Annotated in this window: 2 protein-coding genes; both read left to right on the top strand. The window is 70.4% G+C overall.

The features are described 5' to 3' along the window. Positions 1-259 precede the first annotated feature (259 nt). On the top strand, positions 260-24,703 hold the full coding sequence (locus tag ACQPYS_RS15355; protein ID WP_433489930.1) for a non-ribosomal peptide synthase/polyketide synthase: 24,444 nt from the start codon (positions 260-262) through the stop codon (positions 24,701-24,703). Continuing rightward, complete coding sequence (locus ACQPYS_RS15350) at positions 24,697-25,479, top strand: FkbM family methyltransferase (RefSeq protein WP_431938069.1); 783 nt, start codon at positions 24,697-24,699, stop codon at positions 25,477-25,479. Before ACQPYS_RS15355 ends, ACQPYS_RS15350 begins: the two co-directional genes overlap by 7 nt.

Raw genomic sequence — 25,479 nt, 5'->3', positions numbered from 1 at the left:
CAGCCGAGGTTTATGGATCGGGATCGCGGGTGGTCGGCGCGTCAACGGGCAAAACGCCGGAGCCGGTTGCGCAGCGCGCGGACGTGTGCATAGATTGTCCGTCGCACGATCTGATAGCTGTTTGCTCTTAAAAGGTGTTCGCGTGGCAGGGGCGTGGACACCGCTTCGTCACGACGAAGTCGTATCCAGGCTTCGAGCGCAGCAGGGGGCGTTTTCTGCCGCGCTCCGGTGCCTCCGAGTCTGAGCGGAAGGTCGGAAGATGAATTCGAGATCGGCCACGGCTGTCGACCACGAACCGGATCTCATCCCGTTGTCCCGGGCGCAGTACAGCATGTGGCTGGCCGACAATCTTCCGGGCAGGCCGAACGTCAATATCGCGCATTACGTCGATATCGAGGGTGATATCGATATCGACCTGTTCACCGAGGCGGTCAATATCGCTGGGCGGGAAACCGAATCGCTCGTCGTGCGGGTGGTCGAATACGACGGTCGTCCCTACCAATTCGTGGATCGCACTATCACCTATGCCGATGCCCTGCTGGATCTGTCCCACGCCGACGACCCATACGCCGCGGCCATGGAGTGGATGCGCCGCGACTACGGCACCAAAGCCGTCGATCTCGGCCGGGACCGGCTGGCCGTCGGCAAACTCATCAAAATCGGCGAGCAGCGGTACCTGTGGTACGCGCGCGCACACCATCTGATCATCGACGGATACGGCGCGTTCAATGTCATGGGCCGGGTCAGCGAGCACTACAACGCGATCATCGAGGGGAGACAGCCCCCGCCGCTGATAGCGGCGGACCTGCGGGAGATCGCCGAGGCCGATCGCGCGTACCACGCGAGTCCGCGCTTCGAATCCGATCGGGCGTACTGGCGCGAGAAGATCTCCGGTCTCCCGGCACCGGTGAGTCTTTCGGGGCGCGCCGCGCGCTGGAGCGATAACGATGAGGTGGCCGGTCGGCAGCTGCCGGACCGGCTGTCCGAACTGCTGGAGCGGTTCGCCGAGCACCAGCGCGCCTCGCCCGCGCAGGTGGTCGTCGCGGCGTTCGCCGCGTTCCTGGCCAGGATGACCGGTTCCGACGATGTGGTGCTGTCGATGCCGGTGAGCAGCCGGGTGACCCGCCGCCTGCGGCACGCCGCCGCCATGCTGGCGAATATGGTGCCGATCCGGTTCGCGCTGACCCCGCGGACCACAGTCGCGGAGGTGGTCGGTGCGGCGGTATCCGAGCTCGTTTCCGCGATCCGGCATCAGCTCTACCGTTTCGAAGATATGCGCCGCGATACGAATATCGCCGATACGGCGGCCAATTCGTTCGGTCCGGTCGTCAATATCTTGTTCTTCGACAGCGAGATCCGCCTCGGATCCGCCGTCGGGCGTTATCGCGCTCTCACTTCCGGCGCGCTCGACGATCTGCAACTGAACCTCTACCGTCCCGGTGCCGACGGGCCCCTCCTGCTCGAACTGCACGGTAATCCGAATCTGTACAGCCGGGACGAACTCGAACTGCACACCTCGCGGTTCGTCGAATTCCTGCAACGATTGCTGGAATCGCCCCTGGACACCCCCGTCCTGGATATTCCGCTCGTCGATTCGGCCGAAGAGCAGCGTGTTGTCGGCGACCTGGCGGGCCGTGACGGCGCGGTCGCGGAAACGACATTGGTCGGCCTGCTGACCGCCCGGGCCGCGGTAACCCCCGCCGCGGTCGCCGTGACCTGCGGTTCGACCGCCCTGACCTATCGAGAGCTGGACGAACGGTCCAATCGGTTCGCCCGCACCCTCATCGCGCGCGGCGCGGGGCCGGAAACCCTGGTTGCCGTCGCGATGCCGCGGGACGTGGATCTGATCGTCGCCACCCTGGCCGTGCTGAAATCGGGGGCCGGGTATCTGCCCCTGGATATCGCCCACCCCGCCGACCGGCTCGAGTACGTGCTCGCCGATGCCGGGCCGGTACTGGTTGTCACGAAGCCCGAACTGCGCGAGAGTGTTCCGGGCGATCCCCACCGGATCATCGTGTTCGGCGACCGTACCGGATTCGACGGCGACAGTTCGCCGGTCACCGATGCCGAACGGTCCGGCCCGCTGCGGCCGGACAATATCGCCTACGTCATCTACACCTCCGGCTCGACCGGTCGCCCGAAAGGCGTGCCGATCGGCCACCGCGCGGTGGCGTCCTACCTGATCAACGCCTGCGCCGAGATCGGGGTCCGGCCGGGCGATGTGTGGACGCTGTTCCACTCCTTCGCGTTCGACTATTCGGTGTGGGAGATCTTCGGACCGCTGGTCTCCGGGGGCCGTCTTGTCGTGGTGGACACCGCGACCACCCGGGCGCCCGACGAGGTCGTACGCCTGGTGGCGCGTGAGCAGGTGACCGTTTTCAACCAAACCCCTTCGGCCTTCCAGCAGTTCGCGGCCGCACGGGAGCGGTACGCGGCCGGTGGGGAAGCCGAGGGGCCGTTGGTGTTGCGGTCGGTGATCCTGTCCGGGGAACGTCTGGATCCGGCGGGGCTGGCCGCCTGGTACGAGCACGATCCGCAGGTGCCGGTCGTGGCCAACAGCTACGGGATCACCGAGACCACCGTGTTCGTCACCTACCTGCCGCTGACCCCGGATATCGCGGTGCCTGGTGCCGCGAGCGCGATCGGCACGGCCCTGCCGGGTTTGCGCACCTACGTACTGGACGAGCGGTTGCGCCCGGCACCGCTGGGGGCCTGGGGTGAGATCTATATTGCGGGGGCGCAGCTCGCGCGCGGATATCTCGGCCGGCCCGCGCTGAGCGCGGCCCGTTTCGTGGCCGACCCGTTCGGCGCACCGGGGGCGCGACTCTATCGCAGTGGGGATGTCGCCCGCTGGAACCATCGGGGCGAATTGGAGTATCGCGGCCGGGCCGATCAGCAGGTCCAATTGCGCGGGTTCCGGATCGAACTCGACGAGATCCGTAATGTGCTGCTGGCCGACAGTACGGTGGCGTCAGCGGTCGCGGTCGTCCATCGGCCCGGTACGGAGGCGGCGCGCCTGGTGGCCTATGTGGTGCCGGTGGGCGATCCGGGCGCCGGTATCGGCGATGCCCTGCGCGAGCGGGTGGCCGGTGTTCTGCCGGAGTACATGGTGCCGGCGAGTGTCGTGGTGCTGCCCGAACTACCGTTGACCGCGAACGGCAAGATCGATCACCGGGCCCTGCCCGAGCCGGTATTCGATTCGGCCGCCGCCTATGTCGCGCCGGGCACGGTGATCGAGGAAACCATCGCCGACGTGTTCGCCGATGTCCTCGGCATCGAACGCGTCGGCGTCCTGGACGATTTCTTCGCGCTGGGTGGTAATTCGCTCACCGCGACCGGCGCCGCTGTCCGGATCGGCGAACTGACCCGCTGCGAGGTCTCGGTGCGTGACCTGTTCGGTGCACCGACCGTCGCCGGACTCGCGGCGCGTATCGCGGCCGCACACCGCCCGGCCCGGCCCGCCCTGCGCGCCCGGCCGCGGGTGGACCCGCTTCCGCTGTCCCCCGCCCAGAACCGGATGTGGCTGCTCAACCAGGTCGACCCGGATTCGGCGGCGTACAACATCCCGCTGGTGGTGCAGCTGACCGGCCACCTCGATGTGGCGGCGCTGCGGACCGCGCTCACCGATGTCCTGGAGCGGCACGAGGCACTGCGCACCGTGTTCCCGGCCGTCGAGGGTGCGGGGTCCCAGGTCGTCCGGCCGGCCGAGGAGGTGATCGCCGGACTGGACCTGCGTCCCGAGACCGCCGACGAGAAGGTGCTCGCGCAACGGATCCGGGAACTCGCGGCACGGGGTTTCGATGTGAGCGTACGGCCGCCGCTGCGCAGCGCCCTGTTCGCTTCCGCCGACCGGCGCCGGCACGTCCTGGCCGTCGTCCTGCATCACATCTGCTGTGACGGGTCGTCGCTGCGGCCGCTGTCGGCCGATCTCGCGACCGCCTACGAGGCCAGGGTGCAGGGCAAGACGCCGGACTGGCAGCCGTTGCGGGTGCAGTACGCCGATTACAGCCTCTGGCATCGCGAACTGCTCGGGGACGAGGCGGATCCGGAGTCGCAGGCAGCCCGCCGGCTGAACTACTGGACAGCGCAATTGGCCGGTGAGCCGCCGGTGCTGGAGCTGCCCGCCGACCGGCCCCGGCCGGCCCAGCGGTCGCTACGCGGCGACCGCACCGAGACGGTGATCCCGGCCGAGGTATTCCGCGGGATCGAGGGGCTGGCCCGGTCGGCGAACGTCACCCCCTTCATGGTCGTGCACGCCGCGCTCGCCGTACTGCTCGCCCGGCTGTCGGGCTCCGGCGACATCACCGTCGGCACCGCCGTGGCCGGCCGCGGCGAGCCCACGCTGGAGCCGCTCATCGGGATGTTCGTCAATACCGTGCCGTTGCGTACCGAGGTCCGTCCGGGCGAATCGTTCACCGACTTCCTGGCGCGGGTGCGGGCTGTCGATGTGGACGGTTTCGCCAACAGCGATCTGCCCTACGAGCGGATCGTGGAGGAGGTCGACCCCCGCTGGTCGGCCGCGTACGCCCCGTTGTGCCAGGTGTATCTGGCCTTCGAGAACATGGACCGGCCTGCTCTGGAACTGCCCGGTCTCACCGTGGAGGTCCTGGACCCGGGGGCGGCGACGGCGAAGGTGGACCTCGTGGTCACTGTGGCGGAAAACGCCTCCGCCGGTGGCGATGTCGCCTTGCGCGTCGACTACGCGACCGATCTGTTCGACCGGCGCACGGTCGCGGAATTCGCGGCCCGGCTGAACCGGGTACTCGACGCGGTCGTGGCGGATCCGGGCATCCGGGTCGGGGCGGTGGATGTGCTCTCCGGCGCCGAACGGGACGGGCTGGTCCCGGCCGTGGGCGCGCCGGCGACGGCGCCGCGACTTCTGGCCGAGATACTGGCGGTAACGGACAGCGACGCGGTGGCGGTGATCGCGGACGACCGGACGGTGACCTACGGCGAACTGGAGGCGTGGTCGAACCGGGTGGCCCGTGAGCTCATCGCGCGTGGTGTGGGTCCCGGTGACCACGTCGCGCTCGTGCTGGGACGTTCGGTGGAATTCGTGGCAGGTATCCGTGCGGTGGCAGCGACCGGCGCGGCGTTCGTCCCGATGGACCCGCGGAATCCGGTCGAACGGATCGCCCTGATGCTCGGCGACGCCGCGGTCCGGATGGCGGTGACGGTCGAATCCACCCGGGCACTGTTGCCCGAGTCCATTGGACAGCTGGTACTCGACGATCCGGACACCGCGGCCGCGCTCGACGCCCGATCGACGGCACCGGTGACCGACCGGGAACGGATTCGGCGCGGCCGGGTGCTCGATACGGCGTATGTGCTGTACACCTCGGGATCGACCGGTACGCCCAAGGGCGTCGCGGTGACGCACGAGGGTCTGGCGAACTTCGCCGCCGAACAGCGCGAGCGCTACCGGGTGGACCCGTCCGCGCGGATCTTGCAGCTGTCGGCGCCCGGGTTCGACGCGGTCGTGCTGGAACTGCTGATGGCGCATGCCAACGGTGCCGCGCTCGTCGTCGCACCGCCGGATGTCTTCGCCGGCGCGGAACTGGCGGAACTCATCCGTGCCCGGCAGGTCTCGCACGCGTTCGTGACACCGAGTGTGCTGGCGACGATGTCACCGGCGGGTCTGGACTCCCTGCGGGTGCTGGTGGCCGGTGGTGAGGCGGTCCCGGCCGAGACGGTGGCGACGTGGGCGCCCGGTCGCGAATTGTTCAACGGATACGGTCCGACCGAGACCACCATCATGGTCGCGATCAGCGATCCCTTGTCGGTGGGCGACCGGGTGACGATCGGCGGACCGATCCGCGGGATCGACGCCGTGGTCCTCGATGCGGGATTACGGCCGGTTCCGGTCGGCGTGACGGGGCAGCTGTTCGTCTCCGGTGTCCAACTGGCCCGCGGATACCTGCGGCGGCCCGCGGCCACGGCCGCCGCGTTCGTGGCCGCGCCCTTCGGGCCGTCCGGTACTCGGATGTACCGCACCGGTGACCTGGTGCGCTGGACCGCCGAGGGGACGCTGGAATACGCCGGCCGCACCGACTTCCAGGTCAAGATCCGCGGCCAGCGCATCGAACTGGGCGAGATCGAGGCCGCCCTCGCGGCGCACCCGGCGATATCGGTCGCGCATGTGGTGGGTGTCGGCGGCGAACACGGTGCCCGGCTGGCCGCCTACGTGGTACCCGCGGGCGATGGGGTGGATACCGCCGAACTGCTGGCGTACACCGCGCAGCGACTGCCGGCACATATGGTCCCGGAATCCGTACTGGTACTCGACCGACTGCCGCTTTCACCGGTCGGCAAGATCGATCGCGCCGCGCTGCCCGAGCCGGTGTTCGGTGTGGCGACCACGGAATTCGTCGCGCCGCGGGACAGCGTGGAACAGACCGTGGCGCGGGTGTGCGCGGAGGTACTCGGTATCGAGCGTGTGGGCGCGTTCGACAGCTTCTTCGACCTGGGCGGAAACTCGCTGTCGGCCACCCGGGTCGCCGGCCGGTTGAGCGCCGAATTCGGTGTGGATATCGCACTGCGCACGGTGTTCGACGCACCGACCGTCGCGGCCCTGGCCGACCGGTTGCGTACGAGCGCCCCCGCCGGCCGGCCACCACTGGTCCCGCAGCACCGTCCGGAGCGGATCCCGCTGTCGCCGGCTCAGACCCGGATGTGGTTCCTCAATCGTTTCGACACGGCGTCGCCGCTGTACAACATTCCGCTGGTGCTGCGCCTGTCGGGCGACCTCGAGGTGGCGACCGTACAGAAGGCGGTCGCCGATGTGCTCGCCCGGCACGAAGCGCTGCGCACCCGCTACCCGGACAGCGACAGCGGACCCCACCAGGTGATCGTGCCGGTGGCGGACGCCTGCCCGCCGCTGGAACCGGTACCGGTGGCGGCCGACATGGTCGAGGCGCGGATCGCCGCGGCGACCGCGGTCGGCTTCGACGTCACCCGGGAGGTCCCCTTCCGGATCACGCTGCTGCGCAGTGCGGCCGACGACCACACCCTGGTCCTGGTCGTCCACCACATAAGCTTCGACGGCTCGTCGCTCGCCCCGCTCGCCGCGGATCTGATGACCGCCTACCGGGCCCGGCGCAGTGGTCACGAGCTGCAGTGGGCACCGTTGCCCGTGCAGTACGCCGATTACACGCTGTGGCAACGGGAACTGCTCGGCACCGAGAACGATCCGCACAGCCCCACGGTCGCGCAGACCGAGTACTGGCGCTCGGCCCTCGCCGAACTGCCCGAGGTGCTCGACCTGCCCACCGACCGGCCGCGCCCGGCCCGGCAGAGCTTCCGCGGCGCCACGTACTCCACCACGCTGTCCGCGGATCTCCATCGCGAGGTGGTCGCGCTGGCCCGCCGCCACGACACGACCGTGTTCATGGTGATGCACGCCGCCTACGCTGTCCTGCTGGCCCGGCTGTCCAGGACCGGTGATATCGCCGTCGGGACACCGATCGCCGGACGCGGTGAACCCGGCCTCGACGGCCTGGTCGGTATGTTCGTCAATACGCTGGTGCTGCGGACCCGGGTCGCGCCCGGTGCCTCGTTCGCCGCGGTTCTCGACCGGGTCCGTGCCGCGGATCTGGCCGCGTTCGAGAATGCCGATATCCCGTTCGAACGGCTGGTCGAGGTGCTCAATCCACCGCGATCGACGGCACATGCGCCGTTGACCCAGGTGGGGTTCTCGTTCCAGAACATCGAGATTCCGGCCGTGCGGATCGACGGGCTCACGGTCACGACCCGGATGATCGATCCGGCCGTGGCCAAATACGATCTGCACCTGAACCTGGTCGACACTTTGTCCACCGGCGGTGGCACCGCCGGAATGGCGGTCGAATTCGGGTATGCCACCGACCTGTTCGACGAGTCGTCGATCCGGTCGATATTCGACCGCTACCAGTCGCTGTTGCGCGCGGTACTCGCCGATCCCGCCGCGCCCGTCGGCGATATAGACCTGCTGACCGCGACCGAACGGCAGGCGCTGGCCGAGCGGTCGGCCGGCCCGCGCACCGTCACCGGCCCGGCGACGGTAGCGGAGCTGTTCACGGCCCAGGTCACCGCCACCCCGCGGCATCCGGCTGTCATCGACGCCGCGACCGGCGAACGACTGGACTACGCAGACTTCGGACAGCGGGTGAACCGGCTGGCCCGCGCTCTCATCGGCCGTGGCGTGGGGCCGGGTACGGTGGTGGCGGTCGCCATGCACCGCAGCGTCGACCTGCTCACCGGCCTGTACGCGATCCACGCCGCCGGGGCTGCGTACCTGCCCCTGGATCCGGAACACCCGGTCGACCGGCTCCGCTCGGTCTGCGCGACCGCCCGGCCGATCGCCGTACTCACCCGGGACGACGACGTGGACCTGCCGCCGGAGGTGCCGCGGTGGCCGATCTCGGAATCGCTCTCGGCCACCCTCGATCCGGCACCGATCACCGACGCGGACCGCACCCGGCCACTGCATCCCGACGATCTGGCCTACGTCGTCTACACCTCCGGCTCGACCGGTATGCCCAAGGGCGTCGCCATCCCGCACCGCGCGGTGGTGAACCAGCTGTGCTGGCTGCGCGACCACTACGGCCTCGACGATTCCGATGTACTGATCTGGCGTACGCCGGTGACCTTCGACCTGTCGGTGTGGGAACTGTTCGCCGCGGCCGCATGTGGTGCCGCGCTGGTGGTCGCGGACGCCGACGCGCACCGTGACCCCAGGGTGCTGGGCCGGTTGCTAACCGAACACCGGGTCACGACGGTCGATTTCGTACCGTCGCTGCTCGCCGCGTTCCTGGCCACCGCGCAGGGCCGCGAACTCCCGGACCTGCGGCGCATCCTGTGCATCGGTGAGGCGCTGCCGGCCGAGACCGTCCGGCGCTGCACCGAGTTCGGTACCGCGCGGATCGACAATCTGTACGGGCCGACCGAGGCCGCGGTCAGCGTCACCTCCCACCGTGTCGAAGAGGTCTCCGGCGCCGCCGTGCCGATCGGCGTACCCGAGGCGAATGTGGTGGTCCGGGTGCTGGACACCCGGCTGCGTCCGGTCCCGGACGGTGTCACGGGCGAGCTGTACCTGGGTGGGGTGCAGCTGGCCCGCGGGTATCACGAACGGCCGGCCCTGACCTCGGCCACCTTCGTCGCCGACCCCTCGGGCACCGGCGCCAGGTTGTATCGCACCGGTGACCTGGTGCGCTGGGATACCACCGGCAGCCTGTGCTACGTGGGCCGAGCCGATACCCAGGTGAAGCTGCGCGGTCTGCGGATCGAACCGGGCGAGATCGAGGCCGCGCTGGTGGCCCACGCCGCGGTGGATGCCGCGGTGGTACAGGTACGTACCGAGCACGGCGAACAGCGCCTGGTCGCCCATGTGGTCGCGCCACCGTCCTGTGACACCCAGGAGATCCGCGCGTCGCTGCGGGAACGGCTGCCCGCCTATATGGTTCCGGCCACCGTGGTCCGGATCGATTCGATTCCGCTCACCGCGAACGGCAAGGTCGACCATCGGGCGCTGCCGGCCCCGGACCCGGCCCTGCGCGCGGCCGAGTTCCGGGAGCCGCGCGGCCTGGTCGAGCGGACGGTGGCGGATGTCTTCGGCGAGTTGCTCGCTCTGCCGGAGATCGGCGCCCTGGACGATTTCTTCGAACTGGGCGGTAATTCGCTGCTCGCGACGCGGGCGCTGAGCCGGATCGGCGATATCCTCGAGGTCACCGTCGCGGTCCGGGTGATCTTCGAGGCGCCCACCGTTGCCGACCTCGCCGCGCGCATCACCCGGTTGCGCGAGGTACCCGGCCTCCCGGCGCCCGCGCCCCGTCCGCGCCCGGAGCGGGTACCGCTCTCGCCGGCGCAGACCCGGATGTGGTTCCTCAACCAATTCGATCCGGCGGCCGCCGGATATATCGTCCCGCTGGCGATCCGGCTCGACGGGGTCCTCGATGTCGGGGCGCTCACGGCGGCCGTCGGCGATGTGGTCGAGCGGCACGAGAGTCTGCGGACCGTCTACCCGGCCGTGGACGGTGTTCCGGCCCAGGTGGTGCTCCCGGTCGAGGAGGCCGCCGCGCCGGGGGATCTCGTCCCGGAACCGATCGCCGCATGCGAACTGCCGCGGCGGCTGGCGGAGTTCTTCGGCCGTACCTTCGATGTGGCCGCGGCTGTGCCCCTGCGGGTCGCGCTCTTCCAGCTCTCCGAATCGGTATGGGTGCTCGCGCTGTCCGCGCATCACATCAGCTGTGACGGTTTCTCGGTGGCCCCGCTGGCCGCCGATCTGATGACCGCCTACCGGGCGCGTTCCCTGGGTGGCCGGCCGGAGTGGGCGCCGCTGCCGGTCCAGTTCGCCGATTTCGCGCTCTGGCAGCGTGAGGTGCTCGGAGCGCCGGACGATCCACGGTCGCGCGGTGCACGTGAGATCGCCTACTGGCGCACCCGGCTCGCCGGAATCCCCGATGTCCTGGATCTGCCGACCGATCGGCCGCGGCCGCCGCGCCGAACCCAGCGCGGCGCGTTCGTGCAGGTCACGATCCCCGGTGACCTGCACCGGCGGGTGCAGACGCTGGCGCGTCGCAGCGGCGCCACGACGTTCATGGTGGCGCATACGGCGCTGGCGGTCCTGCTGGCCCGGCTCTCCGGTGGCGACGACATCACCCTCGGAGTGCCGCACGCGGGCCGCGGTCACCGCGCGCTCGACGGTCTGGTGGGTATGTTCGTCAACACCCTGGTGATGCGGACCCGGGTCACGCCGGACCGGAGCTTCCGGGAGCTCCTGGAAGAGGTTCGGCGGGCCGATATCGAGGCCTACGACCACGCCACCGTGCCGTTCGAGCAGCTGGTGGAAGCGTTGAATCCGGTGCGTTCGGCCGCGCATACGCCGCTGTTCCAGGTGATGCTCGCCTATCAGAACATGGACCGGGCCCATGTCGAACTGCCGGATCTCACCGTGGACGATCTCGATCCCGGCGACGAGGCCGCGATCTACGATCTGCTGCTGATGATGTCGGAGGGCCACGGCCCCCACCACGAGCCGGTCGGTATGACGCTGCGCCTCACCTACGCCACCGACCTGTTCGACGCGGACACCGCCGCGCGGTTCGCCGCCCAGTTCGTCCGCGTGCTCGAAGCAGCGGCGGCCGATCCGCTCCTGGCGGTCGGCGATATCGACCTGCTCGACGAGGCCGATCGGACCGTGCTGCTGCACCGGTGGAACGCCACCGGCGGGCCCGTCGTCGCCGGCCGGACCCTGGTCGATCTCTTCGACGACCAGGTGGCCCGCACCCCGGCCGCGCCGGCGCTGCGCGATCCGGCCGGTGCCGTATCGACCTACCGGGATTTCGACCGCCGGGTGAACCGGCTCTCCCGCCGGCTGACCGACCGCGGCGCCGCCCCGGAAGCCGTTGTGGCCGTAGCGATCCGCCGGTCGGTCGACCTCGTCACCGCGCTCTACGCGGTGCTCAAGACCGGGGCCGCGTTCCTCCCGATCGACCCGGACCATCCGGCCGCGCGGATCGGCCGTGTGCTCGCCGCGGCCCGGCCCGTCCTGGTGGTGACCACCTCCGCGGACGCAGCGGAGCTGCCGGCGGAGTGCGCCACCGAGGTGATCGACCGGACCGACCTGTCCGGTTACGGCGACACCCCGCTCACCGACGCGGACCGCCGGGCGCCGCTGCGCCCGGACAACACGGCCTATGTGCTGTTCACCTCCGGTTCCACCGGCCTCCCGAAGGGGGTCGCCCTGACCCACGCCGCGACCGTGGCGCAGCTGGCCTGGGCGCAGCGGCAGTGGCCGCACGACGGATCCGATGTGGTCCTGTACAAGACACCGATCACCTTCGATATCGCGGTGTGGGAACTGTTCTGGCCGTTGCAGACCGGCGCGCAGCTCGTGATCGCCGCTCCGGACGGCCACCGCGACCCGGCCTACCTGGCGAAGATCATCGACGAATACGGGATCAGCACAGCGCATTTCGTTCCGTCGATGCTCGATGTCCTGCTCGACACCACCGCGGCGCCCTTGCCGTCGGTCCGCCGGGTCTTCGTCGCCGGTGAAGCACTGGCCCAGCGCACCGTCGACGAGTCTGCGCGCGTATTCGGCAATGCCGAGGTTGTGAACTGGTACGGGCCGGCCGAGGCCGAGGTCGTCACCAGCCATCCGTGCGTGCCCGGGGATAGCCCCCGCGCGACCGTCCCGATCGGGCGGCCGGTCGCCGGTATGCGCGGGTACGTCCTGGATTCCCGGCTGCGACCTGTTCCATTCGGCGTGACCGGCGAACTCTACGTCTCGGGCGTGCAGACGGCCCGCGGGTACCACGGCCGCCCCGGCCTCACCTGCGCCGCGTTCGTCGCGCACCCATTCGGCGCCCCGGGGGAGCGGCTGTACCGCACCGGCGACCTGGTCCGCTGGACGAGGTCCGGTGATCTGGAGTTCGCGGGGCGCGGCGATTTCCAGGTGAAGGTGCGCGGGCAGCGGGTGGAACCCGGCGAGATCGAGGCCGCGCTGTGCGCGCTGCCGGAAGTCGCCCGGGCGGTCGTCGTCGCCACGACGGACCGGATCGCCGGCTACGTGACGCTCGTCCCCGGCGCCGAGCCCACGGGCCGCGAGCTGCGCGACCGGCTCGCGCGGACGCTGCCGGCCTACCTGGTGCCGGCCGCCGTACAGATCCTGGCGGCGATCCCGCTCACCGCCAACGGCAAGGTGGACCGGGTGGCGCTGCCCCGGCCGGTATTCGAGGACCGGGCCGAATACGTGGCCCCGCGTACCGAGCGGGAAACCGCGCTGGCGCGGATCGTCGCCGGCCTGACCAGAACCGAGCAGGTGAGCGTGACAGCCGATCTGTTCGAGATCGGTGTCGACTCACTGTCGGCCGCGCGGATCGCCGCCCGTGCCGAAGCGGCACTGGGTGTCGAGGTCGGTATCCGCGATATCTTCGACGAGCCGACGATCGCCGGCCTGGCGCAACGGCTCACCACCCGCACCCGCGGCACCGCCCTCCCGCTCACGGCGCGCGAGCGCCCGGACGCCGTCCCGCTGGCGGCGGCGCAGCGCCGGATGTGGTTCCTCAACCAGTACGACACCGGGTCCGCCGCGTACAACATCTGTTTCGCGGCCCGGCTCGGCGGTACGCTCGATTTCGCCGCGCTGCGGGCCGCTTTCCGGGACGTGACCCTGCGACACGAGCCGTTGCGGACGATCTACCCCCTGGTGGACGGCGAACCGTGCCAGGTCGTCCTGGATACCGCGGCCGCCGGGTCCGCGCTGCTGCCGGAGGCCGAGTCGGTCGCCGACGACAGCGCACTGGCCGACCGGATCCGGCGGATCGCCGAAACCGGCTTCGATGTCGCGGTTTCGGTGCCCGTCCGGGCCGGGTTGTACCGCACCGCGGCCGGGGAATACGCACTGGTCCTGGTCGCGCACCATATCGCCGCCGACGGTGCCTCGATGCCGGTGCTGGCCCGGGACGTGTTCACCGCTTATACGGCCCGGACGCGCCGGCAGCCGCCGCAGTGGGAACCGATAGCGGTCCAGTACGGCGACTACGCGCTGTGGCAGCGCGAGCGCCTGGGCGCCGAGAACGACCCCGATTCACTGATCTCCCGGCAGATCGCCTACTGGACGGGCGTGCTCGGCGACAGCCCGGAACTGCTGAATCTGCCGACCGACCGCCCGCGCCCGGCCACGATCACCACGGCCGGTGGCAGCGTGCGCTTCGGTATCCCGCCGCGGCTGCACGACGCCATCGTGCGATTGGCGCGGGCGGAGGGCGTGACGACCTTCGTGGTACTGCACGCGGCGCTGGCGATCCTGCTCGCCCGGACGGCGCACACCGACGATATCTCGGTCGGTACGCCGGTCGCGGGCCGGGGCCACGAGGCGCTCGACGACCTGGTCGGCATGTTCGTCAACACCGTGGTGCTGCGCACCCGGATCGACGAGGACCGGTCGTTCCGCGCACTGCTCGCGGAGGTGCGCGATATCGACGCGGCCGCCCTCGCGCATGCCGATATCGCCTATGAACGGCTCGTCGATGTGCTCGATCGTCCCCGGTCCACCGCGTACACACCGCTGTACCAGGTGATGTTCGGACTGCAGAACACCGGGCCGGCGCGGTTCGAGCTGCCGGATGTGGACGTCACACTGCTCGACCCCGGGATCGCGCAGGCCAAAACCGATCTCACCGTACTGCTGGACGAGCGGGTCGACGGCGATCGGCCCGAGGGTATCGACGGGGAGATCGTCTACGCCACCGATCTTTTCGCGGACCGCACCGCGCAGGCGCTCGCCGACCGGTTCGTGCGGATCCTCGAATCGGTCACCGGCGACCCGGCCCGGGCGGTCGGTGATATCGATCTGCTCACCGCGACGGAAGCCGAAGAGCTGGTACCGGCGGTGGGCCCCGCGACCGAAATCCCGTGCCTGCTGCCGGATCTGCTGGCCGCGGCGGTCGCCGCGCACCCCGCGCAGGTCGCGCTGATCGGCGAGAGCGAAACCCTGACCTACGCCGAACTCTACCGGCGCGCCGACCTGCTGGCCGGCCATCTGGTGGCGCGCGGCGCGGGTCCCGGCGTCCATATCGCGCTGGCGGTACCTCGTTCGGTGGACTACCAGATCGCCATGTGGGCGATCTCCCGGACCGGCGCCGCCTTCGTTCCGGTGGATCTGCGGTACCCGCGGGAGCGGATGGCCCAGCTGATCGCCGACGCCGGTATCGCCTTCGGACTCACGGTCGCGGCCGCGGTCGGTGCGCTGCCGGACGGGGTCGAGTGGTCGGTACTCGACGATCCGGCCACAGCCGCCGAAATCGCTGGTCGGCAGGGTCCTTCCGCGAGTTCGGTCGTGCCGCGGCGGGCCCGGATCGGGGATACGGCGTATCTGATCTACACCTCCGGTTCCACCGGCACGCCGAAGGGGGTGGTGGTCACCCATGAGGGGCTCGCGAACTTCGCCACCGCCCAGCGGATGCGTTACCGGGTGGACCGGACCGCACGGGTGCTGCACGTCGCGGCACCGGCATTCGACGCGGTACTGCTCGAGGCACTGATGGCCTGTGCGGCGGGCGCCGCGCTGGTGATCTCGCCGCCGGATGTCTTCGGTGGCGCGGAACTGGGCCGGCTCATCCGCGACCACCGGGTATCGCATGCATTCCTGACGCCGAGTGTGCTGGCGACGGTATCGCCCGCCGATCTGGAATCGGTGCGGGTGCTGGCGGTCGGCGGTGAGCGGGTGCCGGCGGAGCTGGTCGCGACCTGGGCGCCGGGGCGCCGGCTGCACAATATCTACGGTCCGACCGAGGCGACGATCGTCATCACCACGAGCGCGCCGGTGCGTGCCGGTGGCCCGATCGATATCGGTGGCCCGATCCACGGCGCGCAGGCCGTCGTTCTGGACGCCCGGTTGCGGCCGGTGCCGGTCGGGGTGGCGGGTGAGTTGTATGTGGCGGGCCCGGGGCTGGCGCGGGGATATCTGAATCGACCGACGCCGACCGCGCACGCGTTCGTGGCGAATCCATACGGCGGCCCGGGAACGCGCATGTATCGGACCGGCGATATCGTGCGCTGGACTGCGGACCATACGCTGGAATATGTCGGCCGCAGCGATTTCCAGATCAAGATCCGCGGCCAGCGCATCGAACTCGGCGAGATCGATGCCGCGTTGCTCGCGCAGCCCGGTGTCGCCTCGGCCGTCACGGTCGCCCGGCCGGGCCCGGAAGGCCGGTCGCTGCTCGCTGCCTATCTCGTGGGTGAGCCCGGCACGGAACTCACTGCGACCGCGGTGCTGGACCGGCTCGCGGGTGTGCTGCCGGCCCATATGCTGCCCGCGACGATCACCGTCCTGGACCGGATGCCGCTCGCCCCGACCGGCAAGGTGGACCGTAAGGCGCTGCCCGAACCCGTACTCGAGGTGCGTGAGGCGGACACGGTCGCACCGGCCACCGATATGGAACGCACTGTCGCGGCGGCGTTCGCGGAGGTGCTCGGGGTGCCGTCGGTGGGGGCGACCACGTCGTTCTTCGCGTTGGGCGGCGATTCCATCATGTCGATCCAGTTGGCCGCGCGGCTGCAGGCCGCGGGGGTGGTCCTCCGGGCCCGGGATATCTTCGAACGCCGAACCGTCCGGGCCCTCGCGCAGGCCGCCGCGACCACGAGCCGGGCGACGCTCGCCGAACTGCCCGGCGGCGGCGTAGGAGATATCCCGAGTACGCCGATCGTGGCCTGGTTCGGTGCACGCCTCGGCGCGGCCCGGGGATTCGCCCAGTCGATGCTGGTGCGGCTGCCCGGCGACGCCGGCATCGCCGAGGTCACCGCGACGGTGCAGGCGCTGCTGGACCGGCACGATATGCTCCGCTGCCGACTGCGCGACGGCTGTCTGCGGGTGCTGCCGGCCGGTTCGATCGAGGCCGCGGAAACCGTTCTCGTGCAGACTTTCCGGGCCGAGGAGGCGCCGGGTGGTGCCGGTTTCACCGCGGTGGCCGAGGCCGCGCTGGCCGCGGCCACCGCACGTCTCGATCCGGACGCCGGACGGGTCGTGCAGGTGGTCTGCCTGGTGCCCGCGGCGGGAGTCGAAGCGGAGGGCCGGGCCCTTGTCGTCATCCACCACCTGGCCGTGGACGGCGTCTCGTGGCGCATCCTGCTCCCCGATTTCGCGACCGCCTGGCAGCAGATCGTCGCGGGCCGGGCGGTGGACCTGCCCGCCCCGGGCACCTCCATGCGCCGCTGGGCACACGCCCTGACCGAAGCGGCGGCGGATCGGACCGGTGAATTCGACCTGTGGCAGCGGATGAGCGCGGCCCCCGACCCGCTACTGGGCCGGGCGGCGCTCGATCCGGCCGTGGACACCCAGGCGACGGTCCGGCAGCTGGAGGTATCCCTGCCGGCCGAGATCACCAGAGTGCTGCTCGAGGTAGTGCCCGGAGCCGCCCGCGCCACGGTGGACGACGCACTGCTCGCGGGACTGACGGTCGCCCTGGCTCGCTGGCGCGCACGCCGCGGCAGCACCCACCGCGGTGCGAAAATCCTGCTCGAGGGCCACGGCCGCGAGGAGCAGCTGGTCCCCGGTGCCGACCTGTCCCGTACCGTGGGCTGGTTCACCAGCGCCTACCCGGTCGCGCTGGATCCGGTCGACGCCGGTGATCTGCGTACCGCGGTGAAAGCGGTCAAGCAACAGTTGCGGGCTATCCCGGACAAGGGGATCGGCTACGGCCTGCTGCGCTACCTCGACCCGGTCGCCGGGGAGCGGCTGGCAGGCGCACCGGAGCCGCAGATCGCCTTCAACAATCTCGGCCGGGCCGGTGTCGATCTCGCCGCCCTGTCGGGACTGCCCTGGGTGCCGACAGGGGAGGAGTTCGACCGGCGCGGCGCGTTCGATCCGGATATGCCCGCGGCGGCGGTAATCACGATCGATGTGCACACGGCCGAGACCGCGGCGGGCCCCGTGCTGTCGGCGCAGATCGGCTACGCCGCGCGGTTGCTGGACCGCGCGGAGGTCGCCGAACTGGCCGAGGACTGGTTGGATGCCGTCCGCGAGATCGCCGCCGCGGCACGTAGCGACGACGACTGGGGCCTGTGCCCCGCCGATGTTCCGCTCGTCGCGGTCGGGCGGACCGATCTGGACGTCTTCGCCGACCGCTACGGCCCGCTCACCGATGTGTGGTCGCTGGCGCCGCTCCAGGCGGGCCTGCTCTTCCACGCCGAATTCGCCGCCGGTGAACTGGACGTCTACACCGCCCAATCGGTGCTGACCCTGGCGGGCACGGTCGACCAGGACCGGCTCGAACGGGCCGCGCGAGCGCTGCTCGACCGGCATCCGAACCTGCGCGCGGCCTTCACCCGAACGGCCGAGGGCGTGGCAGCACAGGTCGTTCCCGCCGCCGTGGCGCTGCGCTGGCACCGCGCCGAGACCGGCGGGGACACCGCCGAACTCGACCGGTTGATCGAAGCCGAACGGGCCGTGGTGTTCGACCCCGCGGATCCGCCGCTGCTGCGTTTTCTCGCGGTCACGGTGGGCCCGGGGGATGTCCGGCTGGTGCTGACGGCGCACCACCTGCTGCTCGACGGCTGGTCGCTGCCGCTGCTGTGCCGGGAGCTGATCGGTCTCTACGCGGTGGACGACCGGACCGATCTGCTGCCGGCCGCAGCGTCCTACCGCGACTATCTGGTGTGGCTGGCGGAACGCGATCACGAGGCCGGTATTCAGGTGTGGCGTGCGGCTCTCGGTGAGTCGGTCGAACCCACCCTGATCACCGACCCGCATACCGCGACCGTCGCCGATGTACCGGTCGATCTGCGGGTCGTTCTCGAACACGCCACCACCGCGCGGCTGACCGAGTTCGTCCGGGAGCACGCGGTCACGATGGCCACTATCGTCCAGTTCTCCTGGGCGGTGGTGTTGGGCAACCTGCTGGGCACCGAACGCGTGGTCTTCGGCAGCACCGTCTCCGGCCGTCCCGCCGACCTGCCCGGTGTGGAGTCGATGATCGGGCTGTTCATCAATACGATCCCGGTATCGGTGGACGTGACCCGCACGCGGACCGTCGCCGAGCTGCTGGCCCGCCTGCAGGCCGACAACACCCGGCTGCTCGACCACCACTATCTCGAACTGTCCGCGATCACCGCCGCCGCGAACAGTCCGCATCTGTTCGACACCCTGGTGGTCTTCGAGTCCTATCCGGTCGACAGCAGGGGGCTGGGCGATACCGATATCGACGGGATGCGGGTGCTCTCGGCGGAGGGCCGCGACGCCGCGCACTATCCGCTGCTGGTCCAGGCACACCAGACCGACGAACTGCATGTCCGGGTCCGCTATCAGCGCGCCCGGGTCGACGCTCGGACGGCGGCCGATATCGCGGCCCGGCTGGCCCGCGTGCTGCACGCGATCGCCGGTGCTGCGGACAGACCGCTCGGGGCGATCGATCTGCTGTCGGCCGGCGAACGGGCGGATCTGGTGCCGGCCTCGGGCGGCAGCGCCGAGGCACCGCGTTCGCTGTCGGAACTGCTCGCGGCGGGGGCGGCCCGCGACCCCGCGGCGGCGGCGCTGATCTCGGACGGGCAGACGGTCTCCTACGCCGAACTGGCGGACCGGTCCGACCGCTTGGCACGGAAGTTGATCGACCGGGGCGTCGGCCCGGGCGACCGGGTGGCGCTGGCGCTGCCCCGGTCGGTGGAGTTCGTGGTCGGCCTGTGGGCGGTGACGAAAACGGGTGCCGCGCTCGTACCGGTCGATACCCGCAACCCTGCGGAACGGATAGCGCTCATGGTCGAACACGCGAATATCCGGATCGCGCTGACGAGCGGATCCGCGCGCGGGTCGCTGCCGGATTCGGTGTGGCCGATGGTCCTCGACGACCCGGAGACCTGGGCTTCCCTCGCGGAATACCCGTCCGGTCGGATACTCGACGCGGACCTTGTGCGCACACCGCATCTCCGGGATACGGCGTATGTGATCTACACATCGGGCTCCACCGGCGTGCCCAAGGGCGTGGCGGTGACGCACGAGGGCCTGGCGAATTTCGCTGCCGAGCAGCGGAAACGACTCGCCGCCGACAGCGGGTCGCGGGTGTTGCAGGGTTCCGCGCCCGGGTTCGACGCCCTGATCCTCGAAATATTGCTGGCGCACAGCAACGGCGCGGTGCTGGTGCTGCCGCCGCCGGAGGTGTACGCGGGCGCCGAACTGGCCGAACTGATCCGTACACAGCGAATATCGCACGCCTTCCTGACCCCGAGTGTGCTGGCGACACTGTCCCCGGAAGGCCTAAATTCCCTGCGGGTGCTGCTGGCGGGTGGTGAGGTGGTGCCGCCGGAGACGGTGGCCGTCTGGGCGCCGGGCAGACGCCTGCTGAACGTGTACGGACCCACCGAGACCACGATTCTGGCCTGTATGAGCGGACCGCTGCGCCCCGGCGCCGCGGTGACGATCGGCGCGCCGCTGCGCGGGGTGGACGCGGTCGTGCTGGATGCCTGGTTGCGACCGGTACCACCCGGTGTGACAGGAGAGCTGTATCTCGCGGGCGTACAACTGGCGCGCGGATATCCGAGCCGGCCGGTGACCACGGCCGGAGCGTTCGTGGCGAACCCGTTCGGGGCGCCGGGAACACGTATGTACCGCACCGGTGACCTCGTGCGCTGGACCCACGAACGCACGCTGGAGTACCTCGGCCGCCGGGATTTCCAGGTCAAGATCCGTGGCCAGCGCATCGAACTCGGCGAGATCGAAAGTGTCCTCGCCGGCTGTCCCGGTGTCGACCGGGCCGTCGTCGTCCTGCGGCCCGACGAGCGGGGGCGTGAGCGCCTCGCCGGATATCTCGCCGGTGCCGCCTCGGTGGACCTCGCGGCGGTGCGGGCGGCCGTGCGCGACCGGTTGCCGGCGCATATGGTGCCCGAGGCGCTGACCCTGCTGCCCGCGCTGCCGCTCACCACGAGCGGCAAACTCGACCGCCTCGCTCTCCCGGCACCCGAATTCGGCGCCCGCCGCGCGTGGGTCGCTCCGGGTACCGACGCCGAGCGGGCGGTGGCGGACGTCTTCGCCCGCGTCCTGGACCTCGACGAGGTGGGGGCCGCGGACAGTTTCTTCGAGCTGGGCGGTAACTCGCTGTCGGCGACCCGGGCAGCGGCCCAGTTGAGCGCCGCCACCGGGGCACGGGTCGGTGTCCGCGAGCTGTTCGAGGCGCCGACGGTAGCCGAGCTGGCCGCGCAGCTGACCGGTCTCGACCGCGCGCACCGGGCACCGCTGGTGGCGCGGGCCCGGCCCGCGCGGGTACCGCTGTCCCCGGCCCAGCAGCGGATGTGGTTCCTCAACCAGTTCGACACCTCGGTGGGCGCCTACAACATCCCCCTGGTGATCAGGCTGACCGGGGAGCTCGATATCGACGCGCTGCGCCGGGCCTGCGCCCTGGTCGTCGAACGCCACGAAGCACTGCGCACCGCGTTCCCCATGGCCGAGGGTGTCCCGTATCAACTGGTGGTCCCGGCCGCCGAGGCCGTGCCGGAGCTGCGGCCGGTACCGGTGGCCGAGGATCAGCTGATGCGGCGGGCCGTCGCCGCGTTCACCACCGGTTTCGACGTGACCCAGGCACCGCCGCTGCGGATCGAGCTGTTCGAACTGGGCGAGCGCGACCACGTGCTGATGATCACCGTCCACCACATCTGCGCGGACGGGCAGTCCATGCTGCCGCTCGCCCGTGACGTGGCGGTGGCGTACGAGACGAGCAGGCAGGGCAGTGCACCGCACTGGCCGCCGCTGCCGGTCCAGTACGCCGACTACGCGCTGTGGCAGCACGAGATCCTCGGTGCCGAGCACGATCCGGACTCGCTGGTATCGCGGCAACTGCGATTCTGGAAGCAGACACTCGGCGGAATGCCCGAACTGCTCGAGTTGCCCACCGATCTGCCCCGGCCACCGGTGGCGTCGCTGCGCGGGCGCGCCGTCGAGTTCGAGATCTCCGCGGAGTTGCACGCCCGGATCGTCGCGGCGGCCCGCGCCGGTAACGCGACAGTTTTCATGGTGTTGCACGCCGCGCTGTCGATCCTGCTGGCGCGGCTGTCCGGAGTCGGCGATATCGCGATCGGAACCCCGGTGGCCGGTCGTGGGGTGCGGGAACTCGACGACCTGATCGGCATGTTCGTCAATACGCTGGTGCTGCGGTCGCGAGTCGCGTCGCGGCAGACGTTCGCCGAACTGCTCGCCGATATCCGGGAAACCGATCTCGCCGCGCTGGCACATGCGGACGTACCGTTCGAACAGGTCGTGGAGGCGCTGAACCCCCCGCGGTCTACCGCGCATCTCCCGCTCTACCAGGTGACACTGGATGTCCAGAACCTGAGCCGGGCCGCGGTCCGGCTGCCCGGTCTCACCGTCGAACCGGTCGAGGACGGTTTCGAACAGGCACAGGCGGATCTGAACGTGAAGCTCGCGGAACGGTTCGACGAGGCGGGCCGTCCGGGCGGTCTCGTGGGCCGGCTCACCTTCGCGACGGACCTGTTCGTCGCGGCGACGATGCACCGGTTCGCGCGGGCCTATATGCGGATCCTCGCGGAGGTGACGGCGGATCCGAAGGTCGTCGTCGGTGTTATCGACCTCCTCGACACCGCGCAGCGGCGCGCGCTGCTGGACGCGGCCGGCCCCACCGGTACCGCGGTCCCCGAGACGACTCTGGCGCACCTGTTCGCGGCGCGGGTCACGGAGCGGCCCGATTCCGTCGCGGTGACCGACGGCCGCTCGGCGCTGACCTACGCGGAGCTGGATCGGCGCGCCGGTCTGATCGCCGCCCGATTGGCCGAATGCGGGGCGGGTCCGGAAACGCTGGTGGCCGTGGCTCTGTCCCGTTCGGTGGATCTGGTCGCCGCCCTGCTGGCCGTGGTGCGCACCGGTGCCGGATATCTGCCGCTGGATGTGGCCTATCCGGAGCAACGGTTGCGGTTCGTGCTCGACGATGCCCGCCCGGTGGCGGTGCTCGCCTCGGCGCGGACGGTATCGGCGGTGCCCGAGGTCCCGGCTCCGGTGCTGCTCGTGGAGGACTGCGCGACAGCCGCCGCGGTGCCGGCTCCGGTGTTGTCGGTCGCCCGGCCGGACAACACGGCGTACGTGATCTACACGTCGGGCTCCACGGGCCGCCCCAAAGGCGTGACGGTGAGCCACCGCGAAGCCGTCACCCTGTTCACCGAGGTGCCCGGCCGTTTCGATTTCGGTCCCGGCGATGTGTGGACCCTGTTCCATTCCTACGCTTTCGATTTCGCGGTCTGGGAGATGTGGGGCGCGCTGCTGACCGGTGGCCGGCTGGTCGTGGTCGACTACGAGGTGTCCCGTTCGCCGGAGGCCTTCGCCGACCTGGTCGCCCGAGAAGGGGTGACGGTCCTGAGCCAGACACCGTCGGCGTTCTACGGATTCGCCGAGGCGGACCGGGAGCGCCGGGCCGCCGGTCGGGGCGGGCCCGAACTCGCGCTGCGGTATGTGGTGTTCGGCGGTGAGGCGTTGGACGCTGGCCGGCTGGCCGGCTGGTTCGCGGCCCACGCGCCCGGATCGCCCCGGCTGATCAATATGTACGGGATCACCGAGACCACCGTGCATGTGACATTCGGTGAGGTCACCGGACCCGAGAGCGCGGGGATCGGTACGCCGCTGCCGGGTATGCGGGTCTATGTACTCGACGAGCGCCTGCGCCCGGTGCCCGTCGGCGTGCCCGGTGAGATCTATGTGGCCGGAGGACAGCTCGCGCGGGGCTACCTGGGCGCTCCCGCGACGACGGCGGGCCGGTTCGTGGCGAACCCGTACGGGCCGGCCGGGGCCCGGCTCTACCGGTCCGGCGATATCGGCCGGTGGCAGGACGGCGAGCACGGACTCGCACTGCGCTATCTCGGCCGCGTCGACGCCCAGATCCAGCTGCGCGGCTACCGCATCGAATTGGGCGAGGTCGAAACGGCGCTGCTCCGGCATCCCGGTGTCGTGCGCGCCGCGGCCGCCGTGCACCGGCCCGGGCACGGGATAGACCAGCTGATCGGTTACGTGGTGGCCGCCGAGGACGCGCAGCTCGATCCGGCCGCGATCCGGGCGACGGCCGCCGAGGTGCTGACCGGCTATATGGTGCCCGCGGCCATCACGGTGCTGCCCGATCTGCCGTTGACGGTCAACGGCAAACTCGACCGCACGGCTCTGCCCGCACCGGATCCCGGCAATGCCGCGAGCGAATTCGTCGCCCCCCGGACGGGCACGGAGAAGGCGATCAGCGAGGTGTACGCCGAGGTACTGGGCGTCGGGCCCGTCGGAGTCTCGGACGGGTTCTTCGATCTGGGCGGCAACTCGCTGCTGGCCACCATGGTGGTGCGCGAACTGAAGGCGCGCGGGGTGACGATCGCGCTGCCGTGGATGTTCGACGACGCCACACCGGAGGCCTTGGCCCGCCGGGCCGACGAGGCCGAGGGCGGATCGGGTCTGCAGGTGCTGCTGCCGCTGCGGGCGAGCGGTTCCGAGCCGCCGCTGTTCTGTGTGCATCCGGCGGGTGGGCTGGCCTGGTTCTACGGCGGTCTCGTCGAGCACGTGCACGCGGAGCGTCCGGTCTACGGTCTGCAGGATCCGCATGTGGTGGCCGGTGAGCCGCCGGCGGAATCGGTGGACGAGCTGGCCGGCCGCTATGTGAGCGAAATCCGCCGGGTTCAGCCGGACGGGCCATACCACCTGCTCGGCTGGTCGCTCGGCGGGCAGATCGCGCATGCCGTGGCGGTCCGGCTCCGGCGCGCGGGCGCGGAAGTCGGGCTGCTGGCGCTGCTGGACAGCGCCGTGGAGCTGTCCGGTGATGCCGCGGCGCCGGAGGCGGCCGGCGATGGGCCACCGGGACGGTTGATGGCGGATCTGCTCGGCGGCTGGCGTGAGCTGTTCGATCTCGGCGACGACGTCCGTGCCGACACCCACGAGCAGGCCTGGGCGGTCGTCCGAGAGCAAGTACTCGGCACCGCGATGTTCACCGCCGAACAGGTGGACCGCGTCATGACGAGTTTCGAGACCGCCGCAGGGATCGCCGACCGGTACCGGCCGGGGGTCTTCGACGGCGACCTGTACTTCTTCACCGCCGGAAAGGACCACTCCGATCACGACGCGCTGGCCCGCTCGTGGCGACGCTATGTGACCGGGGAGATCCACAACCGGGTGGTCGATGTCCGGCACCTCGAGCTGAGCCATCCCGAGGCACTGACCGTTGTCGGTGCGGTAATAGAAAGGGCCGTAGCGCAATGCTGAACACGCAACAGACGCTGAAACTCGACGACGGCAGAGTGGTCGACTGCCCGAGCCCGGCGGAGGCGCGATTCCTCTGGGGTGAGATCACCTCGGCGACCGGTTTCTACCGGCAGGCCGCCGCCCGGCTACGACCGGGGGACCTCGTCCTCGATATCGGCGCGAACATCGGGCTGGCCGCGATGCTGTTCGCCGATATCTGTCCCGGCGCCCGGGTGCTCGCGGCCGAACCCGTACCGGCGACGTTCCGCTGCTTGCAGAGCAATCTGAATGCCCATGTCCCGCACGCCGTAGCCGTGCGGACCGCGGTCGGCGCCGCGCCCGGTATCCTTCCACTCACCTGGTATCCGCAGGCTCCGGCCAACTCGGGCCTGTATGCCGATCGCGCCGAGGACGACGAGGCCACCCGGGTATTCCTGCGCAACAGCGGTCTCGACGACGAGGCGATCGAACTCATCACCGCCGGACTGCATCAGGGCGAACAGATCGAGGTCGAAGTGACGACGGTATCGGCGATCCTGGACGAACACGGGCCGGATGCCGAGATCGGGGTGCTGAAGGTCGATGTGGAACGAGCGGAACTCGATGTGCTGCGGGGCGTCGCCGCGCGGGACTGGCCGCGGATACGCACGGTGGTGGCGGAGGTGCACGACACCGCCGGGCGCCTGACAGAGTTCCGCGAGCTGCTGAGTATTCACGGGCTGACCACCTGGATCCGGCAGGATCCGAGCCTGCGCGGCACCGATCTGTACGAGGTCTACGCGAGCCGAGCCGCGTAA

This window comes from Nocardia grenadensis, from assembly GCF_050942415.1.
GTDB classification, from domain to species: domain Bacteria; phylum Actinomycetota; class Actinomycetes; order Mycobacteriales; family Mycobacteriaceae; genus Nocardia; species Nocardia grenadensis.
The sequence above is the reverse complement of the archived record's forward strand: the minus strand, read 5'-3'. Positions and strand labels throughout refer to the sequence as shown.

Bases quoted from the DNA above. Each gene is read 5' to 3' on its own strand.
- ACQPYS_RS15355 (WP_433489930.1), top strand. From the start codon at position 260: ATGAATTCGAGATCGGCCACGGCTGTCGACCACGAACCGGATCTCATC.
- ACQPYS_RS15350 (WP_431938069.1), top strand. From the start codon at position 24,697: ATGCTGAACACGCAACAGACGCTGAAACTCGACGACGGCAGAGTGGTC.